This window comes from Sphingopyxis sp. 2PD, from assembly GCF_005503695.1.
Lineage (GTDB): Bacteria > Pseudomonadota > Alphaproteobacteria > Sphingomonadales > Sphingomonadaceae > Sphingopyxis.
In genome coordinates, this window is the sequence record NZ_SCMU01000003.1 from 135,976 (window position 1) to 156,806 (window position 20,831).

17 protein-coding genes are annotated in these 20,831 nt (G+C 64.6%); 7 read left to right on the forward strand and 10 right to left on the reverse strand.

Annotated elements, in window-relative coordinates:
• A complete protein-coding gene (locus FFS18_RS04290; protein WP_137869895.1) occupies positions 1–1,389 on the reverse strand; it encodes a TIGR03013 family XrtA/PEP-CTERM system glycosyltransferase in 1,389 nt (462 codons plus the stop codon).
• A gap of 127 nt (positions 1,390–1,516) precedes the next feature.
• Here FFS18_RS04290 and FFS18_RS04295 point away from each other — a divergent pair, with 127 nt between their 5' ends.
• On the forward strand, positions 1,517–2,551 hold the full coding sequence (locus FFS18_RS04295; RefSeq protein ID WP_137869896.1) for a mannose-1-phosphate guanylyltransferase: 1,035 nt from the start codon (positions 1,517–1,519) through the stop codon (positions 2,549–2,551).
• Positions 2,552–2,566: 15 nt separating this feature from the next.
• Here FFS18_RS04295 and FFS18_RS04300 read toward each other — a convergent pair whose 3' ends face one another.
• On the reverse strand, positions 2,567–3,856 hold the full coding sequence (locus FFS18_RS04300) for a cyclic di-GMP phosphodiesterase (protein WP_171005226.1): 1,290 nt from the start codon (positions 3,854–3,856) through the stop codon (positions 2,567–2,569).
• 207 nt (positions 3,857–4,063) lie between these two features.
• Between FFS18_RS04300 and FFS18_RS04305 the strand changes: the two genes are divergently transcribed.
• Positions 4,064–5,317 carry a lipase family protein gene (locus FFS18_RS04305; protein WP_137869898.1) on the forward strand — a complete coding sequence of 418 codons (1,254 nt, stop codon included), beginning with the start codon at positions 4,064–4,066 and terminating at the stop codon, positions 5,315–5,317.
• Between the two features lie 68 nt (positions 5,318–5,385).
• Here FFS18_RS04305 and FFS18_RS04310 read toward each other — a convergent pair whose 3' ends face one another.
• Positions 5,386–6,774 (reverse strand): helix-turn-helix domain-containing protein, encoded by a 1,389-nt coding sequence (locus FFS18_RS04310; RefSeq protein WP_137869899.1) that lies wholly within the window; start codon positions 6,772–6,774, stop codon positions 5,386–5,388.
• A gap of 139 nt (positions 6,775–6,913) precedes the next feature.
• Between FFS18_RS04310 and FFS18_RS04315 the strand changes: the two genes are divergently transcribed.
• Positions 6,914–8,506 carry an isocitrate lyase gene (locus FFS18_RS04315; RefSeq protein ID WP_137869900.1) on the forward strand — a complete coding sequence of 531 codons (1,593 nt, stop codon included), beginning with the start codon at positions 6,914–6,916 and terminating at the stop codon, positions 8,504–8,506.
• Between the two features lie 148 nt (positions 8,507–8,654).
• Here the strand turns inward: FFS18_RS04315 and FFS18_RS04320 are convergent, their stop codons facing one another.
• Positions 8,655–9,641: a TerC family protein gene (locus FFS18_RS04320; protein WP_137869901.1), complete on the reverse strand. Its 987-nt coding sequence runs from the start codon at positions 9,639–9,641 to the stop codon at positions 8,655–8,657.
• Between the two features lie 73 nt (positions 9,642–9,714).
• A complete protein-coding gene (locus FFS18_RS04325; protein ID WP_137869902.1) occupies positions 9,715–9,897 on the reverse strand; it encodes a hypothetical protein in 183 nt (60 codons plus the stop codon).
• 263 nt (positions 9,898–10,160) lie between these two features.
• Here FFS18_RS04325 and FFS18_RS04330 point away from each other — a divergent pair, with 263 nt between their 5' ends.
• Entirely contained in the window at positions 10,161–10,928 is a 768-nt protein-coding gene (locus FFS18_RS04330) for a crotonase/enoyl-CoA hydratase family protein (RefSeq protein ID WP_137869903.1), read from the forward strand.
• A gap of 157 nt (positions 10,929–11,085) precedes the next feature.
• On the opposite strand, the gene FFS18_RS04335 is transcribed toward FFS18_RS04330, so the two are convergent.
• The 5 genes from FFS18_RS04335 to FFS18_RS04355 form a co-directional block, all read right to left on the reverse strand.
• On the reverse strand, positions 11,086–11,910 hold the full coding sequence (locus tag FFS18_RS04335) for a helix-turn-helix domain-containing protein (RefSeq protein ID WP_137869904.1): 825 nt from the start codon (positions 11,908–11,910) through the stop codon (positions 11,086–11,088).
• Positions 11,911–12,026: 116 nt separating this feature from the next.
• The gene (locus tag FFS18_RS04340; protein WP_137869905.1) at positions 12,027–13,352 is read right to left on the reverse strand and encodes an amidohydrolase; all 1,326 of its coding nucleotides are present in this window, start codon (positions 13,350–13,352) and stop codon (positions 12,027–12,029) included.
• Positions 13,353–13,501: 149 nt separating this feature from the next.
• Positions 13,502–14,146: a DUF4893 domain-containing protein gene (locus tag FFS18_RS04345; protein ID WP_137869906.1), complete on the reverse strand. Its 645-nt coding sequence runs from the start codon at positions 14,144–14,146 to the stop codon at positions 13,502–13,504.
• A 63-nt stretch (positions 14,147–14,209) separates the two neighbouring features.
• Entirely contained in the window at positions 14,210–14,995 is a 786-nt protein-coding gene (locus FFS18_RS04350; RefSeq protein ID WP_137869907.1) for a 3-hydroxybutyrate dehydrogenase, read from the reverse strand.
• A 28-nt stretch (positions 14,996–15,023) separates the two neighbouring features.
• Positions 15,024–16,181, reverse strand: coding sequence for a patatin-like phospholipase family protein (locus FFS18_RS04355; RefSeq protein WP_137869908.1), 1,158 nt, complete (start codon positions 16,179–16,181; stop codon positions 15,024–15,026).
• A 153-nt stretch (positions 16,182–16,334) separates the two neighbouring features.
• Here FFS18_RS04355 and ypfJ point away from each other — a divergent pair, with 153 nt between their 5' ends.
• The 3 genes from ypfJ to FFS18_RS04370 all read left to right on the forward strand — a co-directional run bounded on the left by ypfJ (position 16,335) and on the right by FFS18_RS04370 (position 20,785).
• Positions 16,335–17,240: a KPN_02809 family neutral zinc metallopeptidase gene (gene ypfJ, locus FFS18_RS04360; protein ID WP_137869909.1), complete on the forward strand. Its 906-nt coding sequence runs from the start codon at positions 16,335–16,337 to the stop codon at positions 17,238–17,240.
• Between the two features lie 38 nt (positions 17,241–17,278).
• Positions 17,279–18,496, forward strand: a complete 1,218-nt coding sequence (locus FFS18_RS04365) for a metal-dependent hydrolase family protein (protein ID WP_249340309.1) — start codon at positions 17,279–17,281, stop codon at positions 18,494–18,496.
• 222 nt (positions 18,497–18,718) lie between these two features.
• Positions 18,719–20,785: a S9 family peptidase gene (locus FFS18_RS04370; RefSeq protein ID WP_137869911.1), complete on the forward strand. Its 2,067-nt coding sequence runs from the start codon at positions 18,719–18,721 to the stop codon at positions 20,783–20,785.
• Positions 20,786–20,831: the final 46 nt, after the last annotated feature.

Sequence of the window (20,831 nt, forward strand, 5' to 3'; positions counted from 1 at the left end):
TCAGCGCGCACCCTCGGGCCACAGCACCACGCGCACCGTCTGGAGCAGGATCAACAGGTCAAGAAAGGGCGAATAATTCTTTGCATAATAAAGGTCATATTCCAGCTTGACCCGCGCGTCCTCGACCGACGCCCCATAGGGATAGTTGATCTGCGCCCAGCCGGTCAGCCCCGGCTTCACCATATGCCGCTCGGCATAAAAGGGCATCTTCTGCTCGAGCTCGGCGACGAAGCTCGGCCGTTCGGGGCGCGGCCCGACAAAGCTCATCTCGCCCTTCAGCACGCACCACAGCTGCGGCAGCTCGTCGATCCTGAGTTTGCGGATGATCCGCCCGACCCGCGTCACGCGCGGATCATTCTCGCTGGCCCACACCGCCTGTCCCGCCGCCTCGGCATCGGTGCGCATCGAGCGGATCTTGTAGATGTCATAGGTTTCGCCGAACAGCCCGACGCGCGGCTGGCGGTAAAATACCGGCCCGCGGCTGTCGAGCACGACCGCGATCCCCGCGACCAGGATCAGCGGCAGCCCGACGACCAGCACGACCAGGCTGGCAAGGATATCGAACAATCGCTTGCCGACCTTCGAAATCCGCTGCCCCGCGGAAAAGCCATCGGAGAAGATCAGCCCGCTCGGATTTGTCGTCGCCAGGTCGACGCGCCCCGTCTCGCGCTCGATAAAGCTCGCGATGTCGTTGACATGCACGCCGGTCGTCTTGACCCGCAGCAGGTCGTTCAGCGGCAGCGCATTGCGCCGCTCCTCGAGCGCCAACACCACCTCGCCCGCGCGCAGCGCCACGACATGATCGGACAGATTGGGGATGGCATCGCGCGGGACCGCGCTGGCCACGGTCTTTTCGGCGCCGCTCATCGCAACGAAGCCGACGATTTCCAGCCCGCTGCCCGGTTCGTCCGCCAGCGCCGCCAGCCGCGCCGCGCGCGCGCCCGCGCCCAGCACCAAAATCCGGCGCCGAAACGCCTCGGCACCCGCCGATTGCGTGAGCACCAGGCGGATGACGAACAGCGCCGCGATCGCCATCATCATCGCATACAGGCTGTTGGCGCGCCACAAGGTCGCGGTCGGCAGCAGGAACCCCACCACCGACAGGAAAATCACCCCCAGCGAAATCGCGGCGAGCAGGCGCGCGGTCGCGAACCGCATCGAGCGCAACCCCTCGTTGCCGTACATTCCGGTCGCCATCATCGCGAGCGAATTGGCGACGGCAAAGGTCGTCAGCGGCAACCAGCGCTCGCCCAGCGGTCCGGCGTCGAACGCAGCCTGATTGGCATAAAGATGCCACGCCGCCTCGGCCGAGCCGAGCAGCGCCAGAAATTCGATCAGCGCCAGCCAGACAACGGCGTGCGGCACATAATGTTTGAACAGCCGGAACATGGTAAAACGGGCAACCCTTTCGCGTCGCCCAATACTACAACCGAGGCGTGTACTGTCGGTTAATTTTACACTCACGATGCGCGCAATCGGGGATGACCTGCTGCGCCCAAGGCGATAGACGGGCGCGATGACCAACATCATTCAGCCCGTCATCCTGTGCGGCGGCGCCGGAACGCGGCTATGGCCCGAATCGCGCGGCCAGCGTGCCAAGCAGTTCCTGCCGCTGACCGGCCCCGAAAGCCTGTTTGAGCAAACGGTGCAGCGCACTCGCCCCGACGCCGGGTTCGCGCCGCCGATCATCCTGTGCGGCGCTGGTCATGTCGCCGCGGTGCGCGACCAGATGGGCGCGCATCCGGCATCGCTTCTGGTCGAGCCCATGCCGCGGAACACCGCTGCCGCGATTGCGCTCGCGGTGGCGCGCGCCGACGCCGACGCGCTGCTGCTGGTGATGCCCAGCGACCATGTGATCGCCGACGTCGCGGCGTTCAACGCTGCGATCGCTAAGGGCGCGCGGCTGGCGCAGCAGGATTGGATCGTCACCTTCGGCATCACGCCCGACGCCCCCGAAACCGGATTTGGCTATATCGCCAGTGGCAAGGCGCTGGGCGACGACGGCTTTGCGGTCGATCGCTTCATCGAAAAGCCGCCGCTTGCCGATGCCGAAGCGATGCTCGCCGCGGGCGGCTATAGCTGGAATGCCGGCATCTTCTTGTTCCGCGCCGGGCGGATGCGCGACGCGATGCTCACCCATTGCCGCGCCATCTTCGAAGCCGCCGATCGCGCCGTCGCTGCGGGGATGTTCGACGGCGACGCGCTTTACGCCGACGCCGAGCATTTCGCCGCCGCCCCGTCGGATTCGATCGACTATGCGGTGATGGAAAAGGACGACCGCGTCGCCGTCGTCCCCGCCGCAATGGGCTGGTCCGACCTCGGCAGCTGGCAGGCGGTCCACGCGCTCGCGCCAAGGGATGAGGCTGACAACGCCGTCACCGGCGACGTTTTCATGCACGACAGCCGCGGCAACCTCGTCCGCGCGGGTGGCAAGCGCATCTCGCTCGTCGGGATGGAGCAGGTTGCGGTGATCGTCGACGGCGACGACATCCTCGTCATGCCGCTCGCCCGCTCGCAAGACGTGCGCGTCGCCGCCAAAGCGCGCGAATAGCGCGGGTTCGAGGCTTTACGCGGCGGGTGTGTCCACTCCGGCAGCGAGCACCCGCGCCATCACAGCGGGCCAATCGTCGAACCGCCAGAACCCCGGGCTCGAACGGCCGACGATCCGCGGTTCCCGATCGGTTGGCGCAATCTCCAGGTCGACCGGCGTCACCTCGGCGAGCAAATTGCAGTCAAAGAACAGCCGAACCGACACCGCCGCGCCCGTCTCGCCCGCGCTACCGGTGACCACCGCCAGCATTCCGTTCGACAGGCTGACCAGCGTTCCAACGGGATATATCCCTAAGCTGTCGGCAAACTGGTCGAGCAGGTGCGGGTCGAAATGGCCGGCCCAACCCTGCATCGCGGTCAGCGCCTCGCACGGCGACCACGCCGCCTTGTACGGGCGATCCGACGTCACTGCGTCATACACGTCGCAGATCGCCCCCATCCGGGCGTAGAGCGACAGCTCATCGCCCGCCAGCCCGCCCGGATAGCCAGTGCCATCCATCTTTTCATGATGGCGCAGGCACACTTCAAGCGCCGCTGCCGGGATCTCCTGCGACTTCATCAAAAAAGCGTGGCCGGCCTCGGGATGCACCTCGACCGCATTGCGTTCGCACATCGTCAGCTTGCCGGGCTTGAACAGGACGTCGTCGGCAATCGCGACCTTCCCGACATCGTGCAGCAATCCCGCCACGCCCAATGCCTGCACCTCGGCCTCATCCAGTTTCAAGTGGCGGGCAAAATTGATCATCAGCGCGCAGACGGCGACCGAATGAAGATAGGTATATTCATCCTTCTGCTTCAGCCGCACCAGGTCGATCATCGCGCGCGATTGGCGCGTGATCGATTTGCCGACCGCTTCGGCCAGCGACGCCATCCGCCGCGCTTCGACCGCGCGCCCCATCCGCGCCGCGCCGAACAGGTCGACTACCGCCTGTTTCGACTTCGCAATCAGCCGCTCGGCGCGGCGGCGCTCCTGGGCATAGCTCGCGGGACGCACCACCCGCTCGCGCGGGGGCGCAAAGATGTGTGCGCGCCGTCGCTCGATCCCGCGATAGGGCGGCGCGAGGCCGGTCGCCGATTTTCGGCGGTCATCGGCGGTAAACGCGGGCGCCGCGTCGGTTTCCGCCCATCGACTACGGCTGCGGTCGACGATCACCGCGGTCACCTCGGACTCGCGAATGCGCGCCAGCTGCTCCGGGGTTTCGATCAGGAACCGGCTGCGCCAGAACGGATGATCGATCCATCGTCCGTCGAACCCATCGACAAACATGCCGATCTCGACTTGCTCGGGTTTGAGGTGAAGCAGCATTGATCTGGTCCCAAATGGCATATGCCACAGTCGCTTAACGACCGGAACGGGACGCGATTTAGCGATGGTACCCATCACCCGTGTGATCGGTGGCCCAGGCTCCCGCGCCGCGAAATACAGAATGCGCCATTTCCGTCCTGAAAGCCCCTAGCCATAGCCCGGTGCGGCAATTAGCCTCGCCCCGCAACGCCTAAGGGAGCATCGATAGTGTCGGAAGTGGACGGCCCCGATTTCGACTGGCTGGCAAAGGCCATATTGTATCTCGACAGTCCGCGCCCCCCTAATCCGAACCACCCCGGCGTATCGTCGGACGATGATCTCCGTCGTGCGTTGGCGCACGAAGTAAGCACTCGAATCTCTGTCCTGTCGGCGGCAGACAAGCGCGCACTGGTGGCAATCGTGCTACAAACAGGCGCGCTCCGCAGCACCGCCACCGGAATGGAGGAGCAAATTCGTCACGCCCGCCTGACGAAGCGGCTGGTCAGTTTGGGGCTGAGGGAGCGAGTACAGCCAATTACCGAGTTGCATTCGCTGCCCGCCGCATCGCCACTTTCCAGAATATGGCACTATTTCGGGAACGCCAGGGTGGATTGGGCCGGTAACCAGCGCGATGAACGCAAAGCCTATATGCTGGCGTGCCTCAGCGAGATTGCCTATCTTTACCTGACCGATCGCGAGCTGGAGGAGGACAGCCGGTTGCGGCTCTTCATCCCAAGCCGAGCCGGCCGCCTTCTTCACTTACAGCGGGCTCGGTTTACGACCGATGCGCTGGCGCGATCGGCCGATTTGCCAGGAATCGCCGTTATACAATCCGCCCGATTCGCCTTTTTTGTAATGCGAATTGGCGGGATGGCAGTCATCGCGGTGCGCGGAACGGTGATCACTGATTGGCGCGACTGGGATACCGATTTCGATGCGCCAAAGATTGCGACACCCGAGGGTGCATACCATCGAGGTTTTTTCGACGAAGCAAGGGACAAGCTTGCCGAGCTGGTCGATGCGGTGGGTGACGCGGCGCCGCTATATATCACGGGACATTCACTGGGCGCCGCGATGGCGTCGATCCTCTGTTTGCTCTGGTCCGGCCCTGTGAAGCCAATGACGCCGTACGTGTTTTCGTCACCGCGGTTCGGAACAAAATCGGTCGCAAAGCGCCTGCCGCGCTATGCGTATATGAAACAGGGCGACCTGGTTCCCGGCTTGCCGCCAAAATGGATGGGATATTCGGACGAGGGGGCGGATATGACGATCTTTCCGAATAAGGCTCCGCCCGGCAGTGGATGGCAGGAGCAATTGTGGTTCCGCAAGAAATTGCGGGCACATTCTATTGAACAGATGCGCGTGACCCTGGCGTCCGAAATCGCCGATCGCGAGTTCGGTGCCGATTGCTACACCACCCAGATTGCAGCCGCGATCAAACAAATGCAGGCGAAGAGCGACGAGCTGAAAAAGGCGCCGTAATTTGCGCTCGCCCCACGGCCGTCCCGGCTCTTTGCGCCACATCTCCTCGGTATCGAGCTGGACGCTGCTCAATCCCCGGCAAAATCGAAGGCACTAACGCCTCGCTCGCCCTCGCGGAATCGCAAAGGCCGTCCCAGCGGCGGCATCGATCTTTGCACGCATCCGGTGCGCGTACAGCGGCGGCAGCCGAGTCCGGTCGGCGTCGCGGGGGATCGCATCAGGTCGATCCCGTGCGCGGCAACGAGCGGTGCCGCGACCTTTGCATCGACGCCGACGCACACCGCAAAGCGCGCGGGCGTACCGCTGCCTGTTGCGCCCGGCGCGGCGACGCTGCGGCTCTGCGTGAACCAGCGCGACCCGTCCTCCAGCTCGATCAGGTCGGCGATCACTTCGCCGGGTCGCGCGAATGCTTCATGGACGCCCCACAGCGGACATCGCGCGTCACCATCGACCAGCGGCGACTGGCTCGCCCCGGCGTAACGCTTGCTGCCCTGCCCCGCGCGGTCGATCCGCAGCATGAAAAAGGGCAGTCCGCGCGCGCCGACGCGCTGGAGCGTCGTCAGCCGGTGCGCGACCTGCTCATAGCCCGCACCGAAGCGCCGCTGGAGCAGCAGCAGGTCATAGCCGGTCGCGTCGCACGCCCGCAAAAACCGGCTGTACGGCATCATCAGCGCCGCGGCGAAATAATGGACCAGATGCCGCTCGAACAGGCGCGCCGCCGCGGGTTCGGCGAACTCGGCGCCCGCGACCAGCGCGTCGATCTCGCCCTTCGCCTCGACCTGCGCCAATGTCGCCGCCGCCTGAAAGGTGCGCGAGGCGGGGCGGAGCAGCTCGTTCAGCATCAACTGCCGTGCGTGCCAGTCGAGCCAGCGCAGCCGGTCGGGCATGACGTCGCTCGGCAGGATGCGAATGCCCAGCTGGTGCCGCGTGCGCAAACGCTCTGCAATCGTGCCGTAAAGATCGCCGCCCGCCAGCCGCAGCTCGTCGGCCAGCTCCTCGGCCTTCGCGTCGAGGTCGGCAAAATGGTTGCGCCATTTTTCGATCGCACGGCGCACCGCGGCAACTTCGGGCGCTTCCTGCGACACATCGGCGCGCGCTTCGGGTGCCGCATCGAACAATCGCGCAAAGGCCGCGGCAGTCGCCGGCGCGCTCTGCAACCACTCCTCGACATCTTGCGCGCCGATCCCGAGGTCGGCGAAACGCGGGTCGGCGAGCCGCCGCCGTAACCCCGCCAACCCGCCCGGCACCTCTTCGCCGCCGAGTTTCGCCGCATCGAAATCGAAGCGTTCGGCCAGTCTGACGATGACCGTCGCGCTCAGCGGGCGCTGCCCATGCTCGATCAGGTTGAGATAGCTCGGCGAAATGTCGAGCGCCTCGGCCATTGCCGCCTGCGTCATTCCGGCATCGCGCCGCGCCCGCCGCACCGCCGCCCCTGCAAACACCCGCCGCTCGGCCATCGATGTAACTTTCTTTACTAGTTTACATGATCATTAGCACCAGAACGGTATATTTCACAAATATTATTGACAAAGCTTTTCACTTTGTGCGGCACTTTCGCCACCTTCGGCCCATCACCTCTCCACAAGGATTCGAACGATGGGCTACACCGAAGACATGGCGCAGGCAGGCCGCCTCATCCGCGATTATGATGGCACGTGGGACGGCATCAGCGGCGAAAGCGTCGCCCGCATGCGCGCCCAGAACAAGTTTCGCACTGGCCTCGACGTCGCCCGCTACACCGCGCGCATCATGCGCGCCGACATGGCCGCCTATGACGCCGACCCCGCGAACTACACCCAGTCGCTCGGCTGCTGGCACGGTTTCATTGCGCAGCAGAAGATGATCTCGATCAAGAAGCATTTCGGCACCGTCAAGGGCCGCTACATCTATCTCTCCGGCTGGATGATCGCCGCGCTGCGCAGCGAATTCGGTCCGCTGCCCGACCAGTCGATGCACGAAAAGACGAGCGTTCCGGCGCTGATCGAGGAAATCTACACCTTCCTCCGCCAGGCCGACGCGCGCGAGCTCGGCATGCTGTTCCGCGATCTCGACGCCGCGCGCGCCGAAGGCGACGAGCTCAAGGCGAAGCAGGTTCAGGCGGCGATCGACAATCATGAAACGCACGTTGTGCCGATCATCGCCGACATCGACGCGGGCTTCGGCAACGCCGAAGCGACCTATCTTCTCGCCAAGAAAATGATCGAGGCGGGTGCCTGCGCGCTGCAAATCGAGAACCAGGTTTCCGACGAAAAGCAGTGCGGCCACCAGGACGGTAAGGTCACCGTGCCGCACGAGGATTTCATCGCGAAGATCCGCGCCTGCCGCTACGCCTTCATGGAACTCGGCGTCGAGGATGGCATCATCGTCACGCGCACCGACAGCCTCGGCGCGGGTCTGACCAAGCAGATCGCCTTCTCTAAGGAGCCCGGCGACCTTGGCGACCAGTATAACAGCTATCTCGACTGCGAAGAGGTCGAAGGCGCGGGCAACCCGGGCGACGTGCTGATCAACCGCGACGGCAAGCTGATGCGCCCGAAGCGCCTGCCCTCAAACCTCTATCAGTTTCGCCCCGGAACCGGCGAGGACCGCTGCGTCATGGACTGCATCGCGAGCCTGCAGAACGGCGCCGACCTGCTTTGGATCGAGACCGAAAAGCCGCATATCGAACAGATCGCCGGCATGGTCGACCGCATCCGCGAAGTCGTCCCCAATGCGAAGCTGGCCTATAACAATTCGCCGAGCTTCAACTGGACGCTCAACTTCCGCCAGCAAGTGTTCGACGCCTGGCAGGCAGAGGGCAAGGATGTCAGCGCCTATGACCGCGCCAAGCTGATGAGCGTCGATTATGACGCGACCCCGCTCGGCGAAGAAGCCGACAACCGCATCCGCACCTTCCAGCGCGACGCCGCGAAGCGGGCGGGCATCTTCCACCACCTGATCACGCTGCCGACCTATCACACCGCGGCGCTCAGCACCGACAACCTCGCCAAGGAATATTTCGGCGACGAAGCGATGCTGGGTTACGTCAAGGGCGTTCAGCGTGCCGAGATCCGCCAGGGTATCGCCTGCGTGAAGCACCAGAATATGTCAGGCAGCGACATCGGCGACGATCACAAGGAATATTTCGCCGGCGAAGCGGCGCTCAAGGCCGCGGGCAAGGACAATACGATGAACCAGTTCGCCGCCTGACACGAGTTCGGCGCGAGCGGCCCGTTGCACCCGCTCGCGCCACCCCGCTTGGTGCGGGGGCTAGCGACCCAGCTCCCGCGCCTCCCGAGCTTTCCTGGGGAGGAAAGCCTGTCCGCCGGAAGCTTATACGGGCTTCCGGCGGACATTTTTATTGCGGCAGGACCGCTTCCTCGTCGCGCGTCTTGACCAGCGACCAGATCACGCCGCCCGCGATGAGCGCGACGGTCACGCCCAGGCTGACCAGCGGCGGGAATTTGTCGCCGCCGAGGATGAAATCGGCGACGAAGATCTTCGACCCGATGAACACCAGTACCAGCGCGAGCGCATATTTGAGGTAATGGAAACGGTGCACCATCGCCGACAGCGCGAAATAGAGCGCGCGCAGGCCGAGGATCGCCATGATGTTCGAAGTATAGACGATGAAGGTATCGGTGGTGATCGCAAAGATCGCCGGCACGCTGTCGACCGCGAACACGAGGTCGGCGAGGTTGATGACGACGAGCGCGAGGAACAAGGGCGTTGCCGCCAGTACCAGCTTGCCGGTCTTGCTGTCCGGCACACGCACAAAGAATTTCTCGCCGTGCAGCTCGTTGGTGATCGGGATATGGCGCGACAGCCATTTGACCACCGGGTTGCCCGCGACGTCCATCGGCTTGTCGCCCGCGAACAGCATCTTGATCCCCGTGAACACCAGGAACGCGGCGAACACATAGAGCAGCCACTCATATTCGGTGACCAGCGCCGCGCCGCCCGCGATCATGATCCCGCGCAGCACGATCACTGCGACAATGCCCCACAACAGCGCGCGATACTGGTAGCGCGGCGGGATCGCGAAGGTGGCGAAGATCAGCGAGATGACGAAGATGTTGTCGATCGATAGCGCCTTCTCGATAAAGAAGCCGGTGTAATATTGCAGCCCCGCCTCGCCGCCTTTCGCGGCCCATACCCAGGCGCCGAACGCCATCGCGATGCCGATATAGAGCGCCGAGAGCTTCAGGCTCTCGCCGATCCCCATTTCCTTGTTTTCCTTGTTCAGGATGCCAAGGTCAAAGGCGGTGAGCGCCACGACCAGCGCGATGAACGCCAGCCAGAACCAGGCCGGGGTGCCCAGCCAGTCGGCAAACAGAAATTCCATGGTGATAGTCCCTGGTGAACGCCAGAAAGCGCCGCCCCGGCGGGACGACGCTTCCGGTCTTGATTAGGATGGATTAGCGCGCGAGCGCCGGACGCAGCGAAATCGCCGCCAGGCGCCGCTTGACCGCAAGCTTCAGCGTCTTCAGCCGCAGCAGGCGGAACGGATCGGCCCCGCGCCGCCGCGCCTCGCGCCGCGCCGCCTCGTCCAGCTGGCGATGCAGCAGGGTCAGCCGATAGAGATTGGGATTAAGCGTCATGAAAATGGGCCTCCTGATTGAAAATCAAGCAGGTGACGCCGATGCCGGACCCGGGTGTAAGGGGGGAGGTAGGCCCAGAGCATCGGTGTCACCCGATGCGGTCCGACATCACGTGGCAGGAAAAATCCCGCCGACGCCAGAGGGGCCCGGCCCGCATACGTAAGATTTAGGTGGGGAATATGACCGTTTCAAGACCCTGCCCGACCATGCTAGCCCAAAAAAATGCCGATCCCGGCGACAGCCCGGCAACAAGGGAGGTTTGATTGTCCGTCGTCATCACCCGCGATGGCCCCGTCACCATCGTCACCATCGACCGTCCCGCGCGCCGAAACGCGGTCGATCCCGACACAGCCGCCGCGCTGCGCGCTTCGTTCGCCGACTTTGCCGACGACAGTGAAGCGCGCGTCGCGATACTCACCGGCAGCGACCGGCATTTTTGCGCCGGCTTCGACCTCAATGCCGTCGGCGCCTCGCGCTACGACCCCGACGGCCCTGGCCCGATGGGGCCGACGCGGATGCTGCTGGGCAAGCCGGTGATCGCCGCGGTCGAGGGCCACGCAGTCGCGGGCGGGCTTGAACTCGCGCTGTGGTGCGACCTGCGCGTCGCCGCGGCCAGCGCGGTGTTCGGCGTCTATTGCCGCCGCTGGGGCGTGCCGCTGATCGACGGCGGCACCGTCCGCCTGCCGCGCATTGTCGGGCAAGGCCGCGCGCTCGACATGATCCTGACCGGGCGCCCGGTCGACGCTGCCGAAGCCCAGCGCATCGGCCTCGCCGACCGCGTCGTCCCCGACGGCGAAGCGCTGTCCGCCGCGATCACCCTCGCCAAACAGATCGCTGCCTTTCCGCAATTGTGCATGACCAGCGACCGGCTGAGCGTTTACGGCCAATGGGATTTCGACCTTGAAGGCGCGCTGGCTCAGGAAGCCCATGCCGGGGTCGCACCCTTGCGCGAAGGCGCCGCGGCGGGAGCGAAACGCTTTACCGAGGGGGCGGGCCGCGGTGGTAGTTTCACGGATGCCAAGTGCGAATGACGACCGAAACTTAGGATGCCGCACCTGATTTGCCGCCCACGGCGTGTTGCAACGTAGCGGAAAGTCACAGGGCGACCCGATGGGCAAGTCGGGTGCCGAAGTTGGGCGGGCGTTGCTAGCCTGCGCGATCGACGGATGAGACCAAAATCAGGGTCCATCAATCGATTCGATTGAAATGGGTCGTTTCCAGATTTTGCCGAGTGTCGACGGACCACACGATTGTTTCGGTCATCGACTTCATATCCTTGGCAACGGTGTAGACGCGCGTCGACACGCGCTCGCCGGCCTTTCCCAAAGTCATGACCAATGTATCGGGCGCCGGCTGCCGCAGGGCAACGCTGTCGATGATATCCATATTGCCGTTGACCGGCACCGGGATGCCATCAAGCGCAGCGATGGATTCGGCGCGCTTGGTGCTGCCGTCAGGCGCGACGATTTCGACCAGCGTCGTCCATTTTCCGTCCTGCGCGGCGCGGAACGTGATGACGACCCGCTGCGGGCGTTCGCGTCCCGGCATGAGCGACGCATCCAGCGCCCAGCTGCCGACGAGCGGCATGGGCTGGGATGCGGTACCGTAAGCGGCGCGCGCTTGTACGAACTGATCGGCCGAAGGCGCAGTGGCAACCATCAATCCCGCGGCGGCCAAGACAATTGTGATAAACATGACGATCATTCCTTTCGAGCCGCGAACCCGGACGGTTGCGGTGTGCGCCAAGTTCTTCACTACGAAACGCGACGTCGAAAGATCGATATTTTCGTCACAAGTTTTTTGGATATCCAAAAGCCGCGCTAACTCACGGCTGCTGCCGACACCTGTCTTGCGGCGCGCCGATCGCAATCGCTCGTTGATCGAGGTTTCTGAACGTCCCAGTCGCGCTGCTATCGTCTTGACGGTGTGGCCCGCAACCAACAGACGCAGAATTTCCATTTCCCGATCGGTGAGACACGCGGACAAGCCTGGAGCAGGTTCATGGATAGACATGTCATTTGCTCACCACAGCCTCAGGAACAGGTCCATCCCAATAAATTTGGAAAACGACGCCAACGCCGGATTGACCATATGGGGAACATGGTGTCGGAAAAGGTCGGCTTCTCCTGTTAGGCCTTGGTCAAAAGCTTCATCGCCATCGCCGTCAGCGCCTCGGTCGCGGTCGAAATTACCGCCGGGGCATCGGGCGCCCAGAAGGGCGAGTGCAGGCTGGGCAGCGTCCGCCCTTCCTTCTTCGCCGCGTCATATTCGGCCTGCGGCACCCCGCCGACCCAGATGATCAGGCTTTTGATGTCCTTGTCGTCGCGCGCAAAGCGGCCGAAATCTTCGCCGCCCATCACCGGCGGCACCTGGACCACACGCTTGTCGCCGAAACTGATTTTCAGATACGCCGCCATCTCCTCGGTGAAATCGGGAGTGTTGAAGGTGGAGGGGGTATATTCGTCCTTTTGTACGGTCACGACCGGCATCTTGTCCTCCGGAACTCCCGCCGCAATCGCCTCGCCCTTGGCGACGCGCGCAATGCCGTCGAGCAGATGTTCGCGCACCGCATCGGTGTAGCTGCGCACCGTCAGTTGCAGCTTTGCTTCGTCCGAAATGATGTTGTGCTTCGCCCCGGCGTGAAAGCTGCCGACGGTCACCACCGCGCTGTCGAGCGGGCTGATCTCGCGCGATACCAATGTCTGCAATGTCGACACGATGCGGCTGGCCAGCACGATCGGGTCCTTGGTCGTTTGCGGATAGGCGCCGTGGCCGCCGACGCCCTTGACCAAGATATCGACGCTGTCGACATTGGCGAGCGCATAGCCCGGCGTATAGCCGATCACCCCAGCAGGAAACTGCGCCGCGTCGTGGAACGCGAGGGCATATTGGGGCTTGGGAAAGCGCGTATAAAGCCCGTCCGCCAGCATCATCCGCGCCCCGGCGCCGCGTTCCTCGGCGGGCTGGCCGATCATCACCAGCGTCCCCGACCAATTCGCCTTGTTCGCCGCCATCAGCCGCGCGACGCCCACCCACGCGGTCATATGCGTGTCGTGGCCGCAGGCGTGCATTACGCCGGTCTCGACGCCATCCGCGGTGGTCACGCGTATCTTGGACGCGCCCGGCAGCCCCGTCTGTTCGGTCACCGGCAGCCCGTCCATGTCGGCGCGAACCATGACGACCGGCCCGGGGCCGTTCTTCATCACCGCAACGATGCCGGTGCCGCCGACCTTCTCGGTCACCTCAAACCCCAGCTTGCGCGCTTCGGCCGCAAGGATGCCCGCCGAGCGGACCTCCATGAAGCTGAGTTCGGGGTTGGCGTGCAAATCGTCGTAAATTTTCATCAGCGACGGCATCTGCTTCTGCACTTCGCTGCCGAGCTGCTGCGCCGCCACGGGGGTGGCCCCCACTGTTATCAGCGCCAGCGCCGCGGCGCCCGTCCATAAGTTCTGCATCGTCATTCCCCTGTACCAATCTCTGATGAGCCGACTCTGTTCCGTTCGTGTCGAGCGAAGTCGAGACACCCCGCAGCGTAGCACGCCCCAAGCGTGTCTCGACTTCGCTCGACACGAACGGGAAAACGGAGAATCCCCCCTAGATTCTCTCAGCCCCCCGGCACCAGTTCGATCACGTCGACCAGTGATTCATACGCCGGGGCGGGCAGCACCAGACGCCAGCGATTGTCGCCGATCCGTTCGACCAGCCCCGCCATGTCGCGCATCCGGTCGCTGCCGTAATTGACCGCCATTTTCTCGTCGCCGAGCTCGAGCGTGCCGAGGAAAATCTGGCGTTTCAGATGATCGGGAAAGATCAACCCCACGGGGCGCTGCGACCCGGTCAGCTTGGTCAGGCTCGACAGCCCCTGTTCGGGCGCGACGCGGCAGCGGAACCAGCCATAGGCGATATAGCTGAGCCCGCCGCGCCCCTTGGCGCCGACCTTGATCGTCCGGCAGCGGTAATCGCCCGCCGGCAGATGCGCGTTGGGCAGCGCCGCCATCGGTTGCAGCAGCACGCCCTCGCGGTCGATCTCGGCGCCATGCCCCTTGGCGCGGGCGTCGGCGAGCGCCGCTTCCCAGCTGGAATACCAGCCACGAATTCGTTCCTTGTCGGCATCGGTCGCGGTGGCGCGCCAGCTTCCCGCGGCGGGCGGCTCGTCGGCCGCCGACGGCGGTATTTTCGGCACCGTCTGGCATGCGCCGACGCTCGCCCCCAGCATAAGGGCGAATAGATATTTGGTGCGACCCCTCATTCTCCGTCTCTCCCCTGGTCCGGCTGCGTTAACCTTAGGAGGGGAAAGGAGAATGCTCAAGGCTTAGGCAGCGGTCCACCCGCCATCGACGCTCAGGTTCGCGCCGGTGATGTTCGCCGCTTCGTCGCGCGTCAGGAAAGACGCCAGCGCCGCGACCTGTTCGACGGTCACGAACTGCTTGGTCGGCTGGCCCGCCAGCAGCACGTCGTTGATCACCTGCTCGCGCGTCATCCCGCGCGCCTTCATCGTGTCGGGAATCTGCCCCTCGACCAGCGGGGTCCAGACATAGCCGGGGCTGATGCAATTGGCGGTGATCCCGGCATCCGCGACTTCCAGCGCGACCGCCTTGGTCATTCCGACCAGCCCGTGCTTCGCCGCGACATAGGCCGATTTGAACGGCGAGGCGACGAGCGAGTGCGCCGATGCGGTGCCGATGATCCGGCCCCACCCCTTTTTGCGCATGCCGGGGACGGCGTGACGGATGGTGTGAAACGCCGACGTCAGGTTGAGCGCGAGGATCAGATCCCATTTCTCGACCGGGAAATCCTCGATCGGCGACACGAACTGCGTCCCGGCATTGTTCACCAGGATGTCGACGCCGCCCATATCGGCATCGGCGCGCGCGAACATCTCGGCAATCGCCTCGACCTTGGTCAGGTCGGCATCGTCATAGCTCGCCTTGCCGCCGCTCAAGCCTTCGAGCGCAGCGCGCTCGGCCTCGATCGCCGCGGCGTCGCCAAAGCCGTTGATGATCAGATTCGCGCCCTCGCTCGCCAGCGCCTTGGCGATGCCCAGCCCGATCCCCGACGTCGATCCGGTGACGAGCGCGGTTTTTCCTTTGAGACGCATGGTGCAAGTCCTTTCGATGGAAGAATATTCAGTTGATGTCGGGATCGGCCTTGGAACGCAGCGCGTCGGATTGCACCGCAAAACTGCCCGATCGCCCTTCGGCGATGCTGTCGGCGAGCAGGTGCCCGTCTTTCATCGCGGCTTCGACCGCCGCGCGCCCCAGCGCCCAATTGGCCTCCATGGTCGAGCGCGAAAATTCGAAATCGCGCGCCCCGGTTTGCCATTTCGGCGGCTGGTGGATCAGCTGAACGACGTTCAGCGCCTTGCAATCGACCATGCGCTGCACCGCCTTGACCTCGGGCAGGTCCAGCGCCTCCGCCGGGAGCTTCGCCAGCATCCGGTCGATCAGCTGATGCTCCTTGCGCCGTCGCACCAGCCCGTCCGAAATCCGCCGCGTACGGCTGGAATAGCGAATATCCTTCTCGCGCGACCAGGCTTCTTCCATGTCGTGCGGTCGCTCGCCGCGCGCGGGGAACAGGTCGACCTGAAACACCAGCATATCCTCCTTGGCGGCATCGACGACATGCTCGAGCGGGGTGTTCGACACCAGCCCGCCATCCCAATACCAGGTGCCGTCGATCTCGACCGGCGGCAACCCCGGCGGCAGCGCGCCGGAAGCCAGAATATGCCGCGCGTCGATCGTGTCGATCCGGGTGTCGAAATAGCGGAAATTCCCGGTCTCGACCGCCACCGCGCCGACCGACAGCCGCACCTTGCCACTGTTCACCCGGTCCCAGTCGACAAGGCGGTCGAGCGTCTCGACCAGCGGCTTGGTGTCATAAAAGCTCACCGCCTCGGGCGTCTGCCGCTCGGCAAACATCGGCGGCGGGAAGCGCGGGGTGAAAAAGCCGGGGACGCCGAACGCCATCACCTGCCCGGCCGCCGCCATATGCGCCCATTCGCGCGCCCAGTCGTTGTCGGCGGTTGGCAGCGACGGCATCGCCGACGACACGCCGCTCCAGAACTCGCGCAGCTTGCCCACCGCCTGATCGCGCGGGTTACCCGCGATGATCGCGGCGTTGACCGCGCCGATCGAAATCCCCGCGACCCAATCGAGTTCGATGCCAAGGTCGATCATCGCCTCGTAAACCCCCGCCTGGAACGCGCCGAGCGCGCCGCCGCCTTGCAGGACAAGCACGACGAGGTCGGGAAGCGGGAGCGCGGCGGTGGCGGCACGGCGTGGCATGGACTCGGGGGTTCCTTTGGTCCGCGAAAGCGCGATTGGTGCGCCGCAGCATAGATGAATGCAAGCGCCGCGTCGCGCGCGAAGTCTCTTTCAATTGCCCGGCGCTGCTGTAACTATCGGGACGGACAGACACTTTAGCGGCGGAGAACCCCAATGCGCCTCGACGATTATGATCCCGGCGACGATATTCGCGACCTCGGCCGCGGCGGGGGCGGCGGTTTTGGCGGGGGTGGCGGCGGCCTTGGCGGGCTGCTGATCGGTTTCCTGCCGATGCTGCTCGGGCGCAAGATGGGGTGCGGGACGATCCTGCTGATCGGGGCGGTCGCCTTTTTCCTGCTTGGCCCCGGTGCCAATATGCTGAGCAGCGGCGGCGGAACCGCTGACCCGATGGTGGACAGCCGCGGCGGCGCGAACGTCGCCTGCGACACCGCTTCGGAACGGTTCGCCTGCAATGTGTTCGGATCGACGCACACGGTTTGGGAGGGCTTTGTTAGCGGCTACCAAAGGCCGACGCTCAACTTCTTTACCGAACGCAACAGTTCGGATTGCGGCGCTGCGCAGGCGGCGATGGGCCCCTTCTATTGCCCCGCCGACCAGGGCGTCTATCTCGACACAAGCTTTTTCAACGAACTCGAACAGAAATTCGGCGCCGCGGGCGACGCGGCGCAGGCCTATGTGATCGCGCACGAGGTCGGCCATCATATCCAGACGATCAGCGGGATTTCGAACCAGGTCCGTCAGGCGCAGGCGCGCAGCTCGCAGGCGGAAGGCAACTCGCTGCAGGTCCGCATGGAATTGCAGGCCGATTGCTACGCGGGTGTCTGGGCGGCGCGCGCGCGCACTGCGGCGGGTCAGCCGGTGATGGAGCCGGGCGATATGGAAGAGGCGATGCGCGCGGCGAATGCGATCGGCGACGACACGCTGATGCGTTCGGCGGGGCAGCGTCCGGTTCCCGAAAGCTTTACCCATGGCACCAGCGAACAACGCATGACATGGCTGCGCCGCGGCCTGCAATCGGGGGACCCGCGCCAGTGCAATGCCTTCGACACCGCCATCTGATCGTAGCGCTCGCGGCCGCGGTGGCCGCGACGCCTGCGATGGCGCAGACGATCTATGTTCAGGCCGGACGGCTGATCGACGGCGTGACCGACGACGTTCGCACCGACCAATGCATCACGATCGAGGCCGAACAGATCAAGGCGGTCGCCCCCTGCGGCGAAACGCCCGCGGGCGCGACGCGGCTCGATTGGTCGGGCTTCACCGTCCTGCCCGGGCTGATCGACCTTCACACCCATCTCGCCGATCTCGGCCAGAGCGCCGACCTTGCCGCGCCGATCAAGGCGTCGCCCGCCGAAACCGTCCTTGTCGGCGCGCGCAACGCCCGCGTCACGCTGGACGCGGGGTTCACCAGCGTACGCGACGTCGGCACCTATCGCGGCCTGACCGACGTGACGCTGCGCAACGCGATCGAACGGGGCGATGTGCCGGGACCGCGGATGTGGGTCGCGGGCGCCTATATCACGATCCCCAAGGGCGGCGGCGAATTGAACGGCGTCGTGCCCAACGACCAATTGCCCCCCGATATGCGGCTGGGCGTTGCAGCAACGCCTGAAGAAGCGGCGGCCAAGACCATCTTCCTGCTCGATAGCGGCGCCGATTTCATCAAGACGATCGCCACCGGCGCGGTGCTGGCGATCGGCACCGAACCCGGCGCGGTCGAGATGTCAGAGGAATATCTGCGTGCGGTGGTGACGGTGGCCCATGCGCGCGGCAAAAAGGTCACCGCCCATGCCCATGGTGCCGAGGGGATCAAGGTCGCGATCAACGCCGGGGTCGACAGCATCGAGCACGCGAGCCTCGCTGACGAGGAAGCGCTCCAGCTTGCAAGGGCGCGCGGCACCTGGCTGGCGATGGACATCTATAACGGTACCTACATTGACGATGTCGGCACCAAAGAGGGCTGGCCCGAGGAATATCTGCGCAAGAACCGCGAAACCACCGACGCCCAGCGCGCCGCCTTTCGCCGTGCGGTCGAGCTGGGGGTGAATATCGGTTACGCCACCGACGCCGGCGTCTATCCGCACGGGCTGAACGCGCGGCAATTCCGCAATATGGTTAAATATGGCATGACGCCGATGCAGGCGATCCAGTCCGCCACCGGCCGCGCCGCGATCGAGATGGGCCGGGGCGACATCGGCGCGATCGTGCCCGGCCGCTATGCCGATATGGTCGCGGTAAAGGCCGACCCGCTTGCCGACATCGCAGTACTCGAAAAGATCGACCATGTGATGAAGGGCGGCGTGATCGTCCGGTAGCGACCGATAGCGGACATGTCTTCTCCCCTCCCTTTTAGGGAGGGGCTGGGGGTGGGTAGCCGCCGAAGGCGGCATTCTGCCTCGGCTCGCTTCGCTCGCACCCACCCCTAACCCCTCCCTGGAAGGGAGGGGAATGGCTTAAAACCACCCCAAACCGGACGCCCTGAACCCGCAATCGACGAACACGCTTGAACGCGCGCCCTACCCCGCTAAACCGCTTTCATGCGAAACCATATCCTGACCAGCGCCCTGGCGCTCGCTGCTGCCCTGTCCACCCCGGCTTTTGCGCGCCCGATGACCGAGGTCGATCTCGCCACGCTGAAGCGCGTCGCGGCGCCGACTGCGTCACCCGACGGCCGCTGGGTGGTGTTCCAGATGACCGAGACCGACGCCGCAACCTACAAGCGCTCGACCGGCTTGTGGTTGGTGGACCGCAATGCAAAGAATGCCGCGCCGGGACGCATCGCCGACACCGCCGACAAGAATGAATCGGCCCCCGCGTTCCACCCCGACGGCAGCCTCTATTTCCTCTCGAACACCAGCGGCAAAAGCCAGGTTTGGCGTGTCGATCCCACCACTGGCGCCGCCGCCGCGCAGGTTACCGACACCGTGGCCGACGTTTCGGGTTTCAAGATTTCGCCCGACGGCCAGCGCCTGCTCGCGTGGGGCGACGTGCCGCGCGAATGCACCGATTTCGGCTGCGACGCGAAGGACAAGGGCGCCCAGCCTGGCCCCGGCACCGGCCGCCTGTACAAGGACGGCGTGGGCTTCGTTCGCCATTGGGACAGCTGGGAAACCCCCGGCACCTACAGCCGCCCCTTTGTCTTCAACCTCGACGGGGGCAAGGCGACGAACGCGCGCGCCGTCGATGTCGGCCTGACCGGTGACAGCCCGTCGAAACCCTTTGGCGGTGGCGAGGAACTGGCGTGGGGCGCCGACAGCCGCACCGTGTATTTCACGCTGCGCAAGGCCGACAAGGACGAGCCGACCTCGACCAACCTCGATATCTATAGCTGGCTGGTCGACAGCCGGATGATGCCGCGGAACCTCACGGCCGAAAATCAGGCGACCGACACCCTCCCCACCCCCTCGCCCGACGGCAAATGGCTCGCTTATGCCGCGATGGCGCGTCCGGGGTATGAGGCCGACCGGCAGGTGCTCATGCTGCGCGATCATTCAACCGGCGAAACGCGCAAGCTGACTGACGCATGGGATCGCTCCGTGGGTTCGATCGCGTGGGCCGCGGACGGCAAGTCGCTCTATGTCACCGCGCAGGACGTGCTCGATCACCCCGTGTTCCGCGTCGATGTGAAGACCGGCAAGGTGACAAAGCTCAAGGCCACCACCGAAGCCTATGAGGGCAATATCGGCGACGTCACCCCGCTGCCCGGCGGCGCGCTGCTCTACTCGCGTAACAGCGTCGCGGTGCCGACCGACCTCTGGACGCGCGACGCCAAGGGCAAGATTACCCGTCTGACCGACGTCAACCGCGCCCAGTTGGCCGAACTCGACCCCGTCGATGCCAAACGCTTCAGTTTCAAGGGCGCGAACGGCGACACCGTGTGGGGGCAGATCGTCAAACCCGCCGATACCAAGGGCAAGATCCCGGTCGCCTTCCTCGTCCACGGTGGTCCGCAGTCGAGCTTTGGCAACAGCTGGTCGACGCGGTGGAACCCGCGGCTGTTTTCGGCGCCAGGCTATGCCGCGGTGACCGTCGATTTCCATGGCTCGACCGGTTACGGACAGGCGTTCACCGACAGCATCAACCAGGATTGGGGCGGCAAGCCGCTCGAAGACCTCAAACTCGGCCTCGCCGCCGCTGGGACGCAGGACGCCAATGTCGACACCGCCAACGCCTGCGCGCTCGGCGGCTCCTATGGCGGTTACATGATGAACTGGATCGCGGGCCAGTGGCCCGACGGCTTCAAATGCCTGGTCAACCACGCCGGGGTGTTCGACCTGCGCGCGATGGCGTTCGAGACCGAGGAAACTTGGTTCGACGAATATGATCATGGCGGTCCTTGGTGGGAGCGCCGCGACGCCGAGAAATGGAATCCGGTCAACCATGTGACGAAGTGGAAAACGCCGATGCTGGTGATCCACGGCGAGAAGGATTTCCGCATTCCGTACAGCCAGAGCCTCGCGGCGTTTCATGCGTTACAACGGCGGGGCGTTGCGGGCGAATTGCTGGTCTTCCCCGACGAAAACCACTGGATCCTGAAGGGCCAGAATAGCGTCCAATGGTATCAGACGGTGTTCGGGTGGATGGGCAAGCATTTGAAGAAATAGCATTCCAGTATCGTCATGCCGGACCTGATCCGGCATCCATAGCTGC

Excerpts from the sequence above, each read along its gene's own strand:
- FFS18_RS04290 (WP_137869895.1), bottom strand. The coding sequence starts at position 1,389 with ATGTTCCGGCTGTTCAAACATTATGTGCCGCACGCCGTTGTCTGGCTG.
- FFS18_RS04295 (WP_137869896.1), top strand. The coding sequence starts at position 1,517 with ATGACCAACATCATTCAGCCCGTCATCCTGTGCGGCGGCGCCGGAACG.
- FFS18_RS04300 (WP_171005226.1), bottom strand. The coding sequence starts at position 3,856 with ATGCTGCTTCACCTCAAACCCGAGCAAGTCGAGATCGGCATGTTTGTC.
- FFS18_RS04310 (WP_137869899.1), bottom strand. The coding sequence starts at position 6,774 with ATGGCCGAGCGGCGGGTGTTTGCAGGGGCGGCGGTGCGGCGGGCGCGG.
- FFS18_RS04315 (WP_137869900.1), top strand. The coding sequence starts at position 6,914 with ATGGGCTACACCGAAGACATGGCGCAGGCAGGCCGCCTCATCCGCGAT.
- FFS18_RS04320 (WP_137869901.1), bottom strand. The coding sequence starts at position 9,641 with ATGGAATTTCTGTTTGCCGACTGGCTGGGCACCCCGGCCTGGTTCTGG.
- FFS18_RS04325 (WP_137869902.1), bottom strand. The coding sequence starts at position 9,897 with ATGACGCTTAATCCCAATCTCTATCGGCTGACCCTGCTGCATCGCCAG.
- FFS18_RS04335 (WP_137869904.1), bottom strand. The coding sequence starts at position 11,910 with ATGTCTATCCATGAACCTGCTCCAGGCTTGTCCGCGTGTCTCACCGAT.
- FFS18_RS04340 (WP_137869905.1), bottom strand. The coding sequence starts at position 13,352 with ATGCAGAACTTATGGACGGGCGCCGCGGCGCTGGCGCTGATAACAGTG.
- FFS18_RS04345 (WP_137869906.1), bottom strand. The coding sequence starts at position 14,146 with ATGAGGGGTCGCACCAAATATCTATTCGCCCTTATGCTGGGGGCGAGC.
- FFS18_RS04350 (WP_137869907.1), bottom strand. The coding sequence starts at position 14,995 with ATGCGTCTCAAAGGAAAAACCGCGCTCGTCACCGGATCGACGTCGGGG.
- FFS18_RS04355 (WP_137869908.1), bottom strand. The coding sequence starts at position 16,181 with ATGCCACGCCGTGCCGCCACCGCCGCGCTCCCGCTTCCCGACCTCGTC.
- ypfJ (WP_137869909.1), top strand. The coding sequence starts at position 16,335 with ATGCGCCTCGACGATTATGATCCCGGCGACGATATTCGCGACCTCGGC.
- FFS18_RS04365 (WP_249340309.1), top strand. The coding sequence starts at position 17,279 with ATGGCGCAGACGATCTATGTTCAGGCCGGACGGCTGATCGACGGCGTG.
- FFS18_RS04370 (WP_137869911.1), top strand. The coding sequence starts at position 18,719 with ATGCGAAACCATATCCTGACCAGCGCCCTGGCGCTCGCTGCTGCCCTG.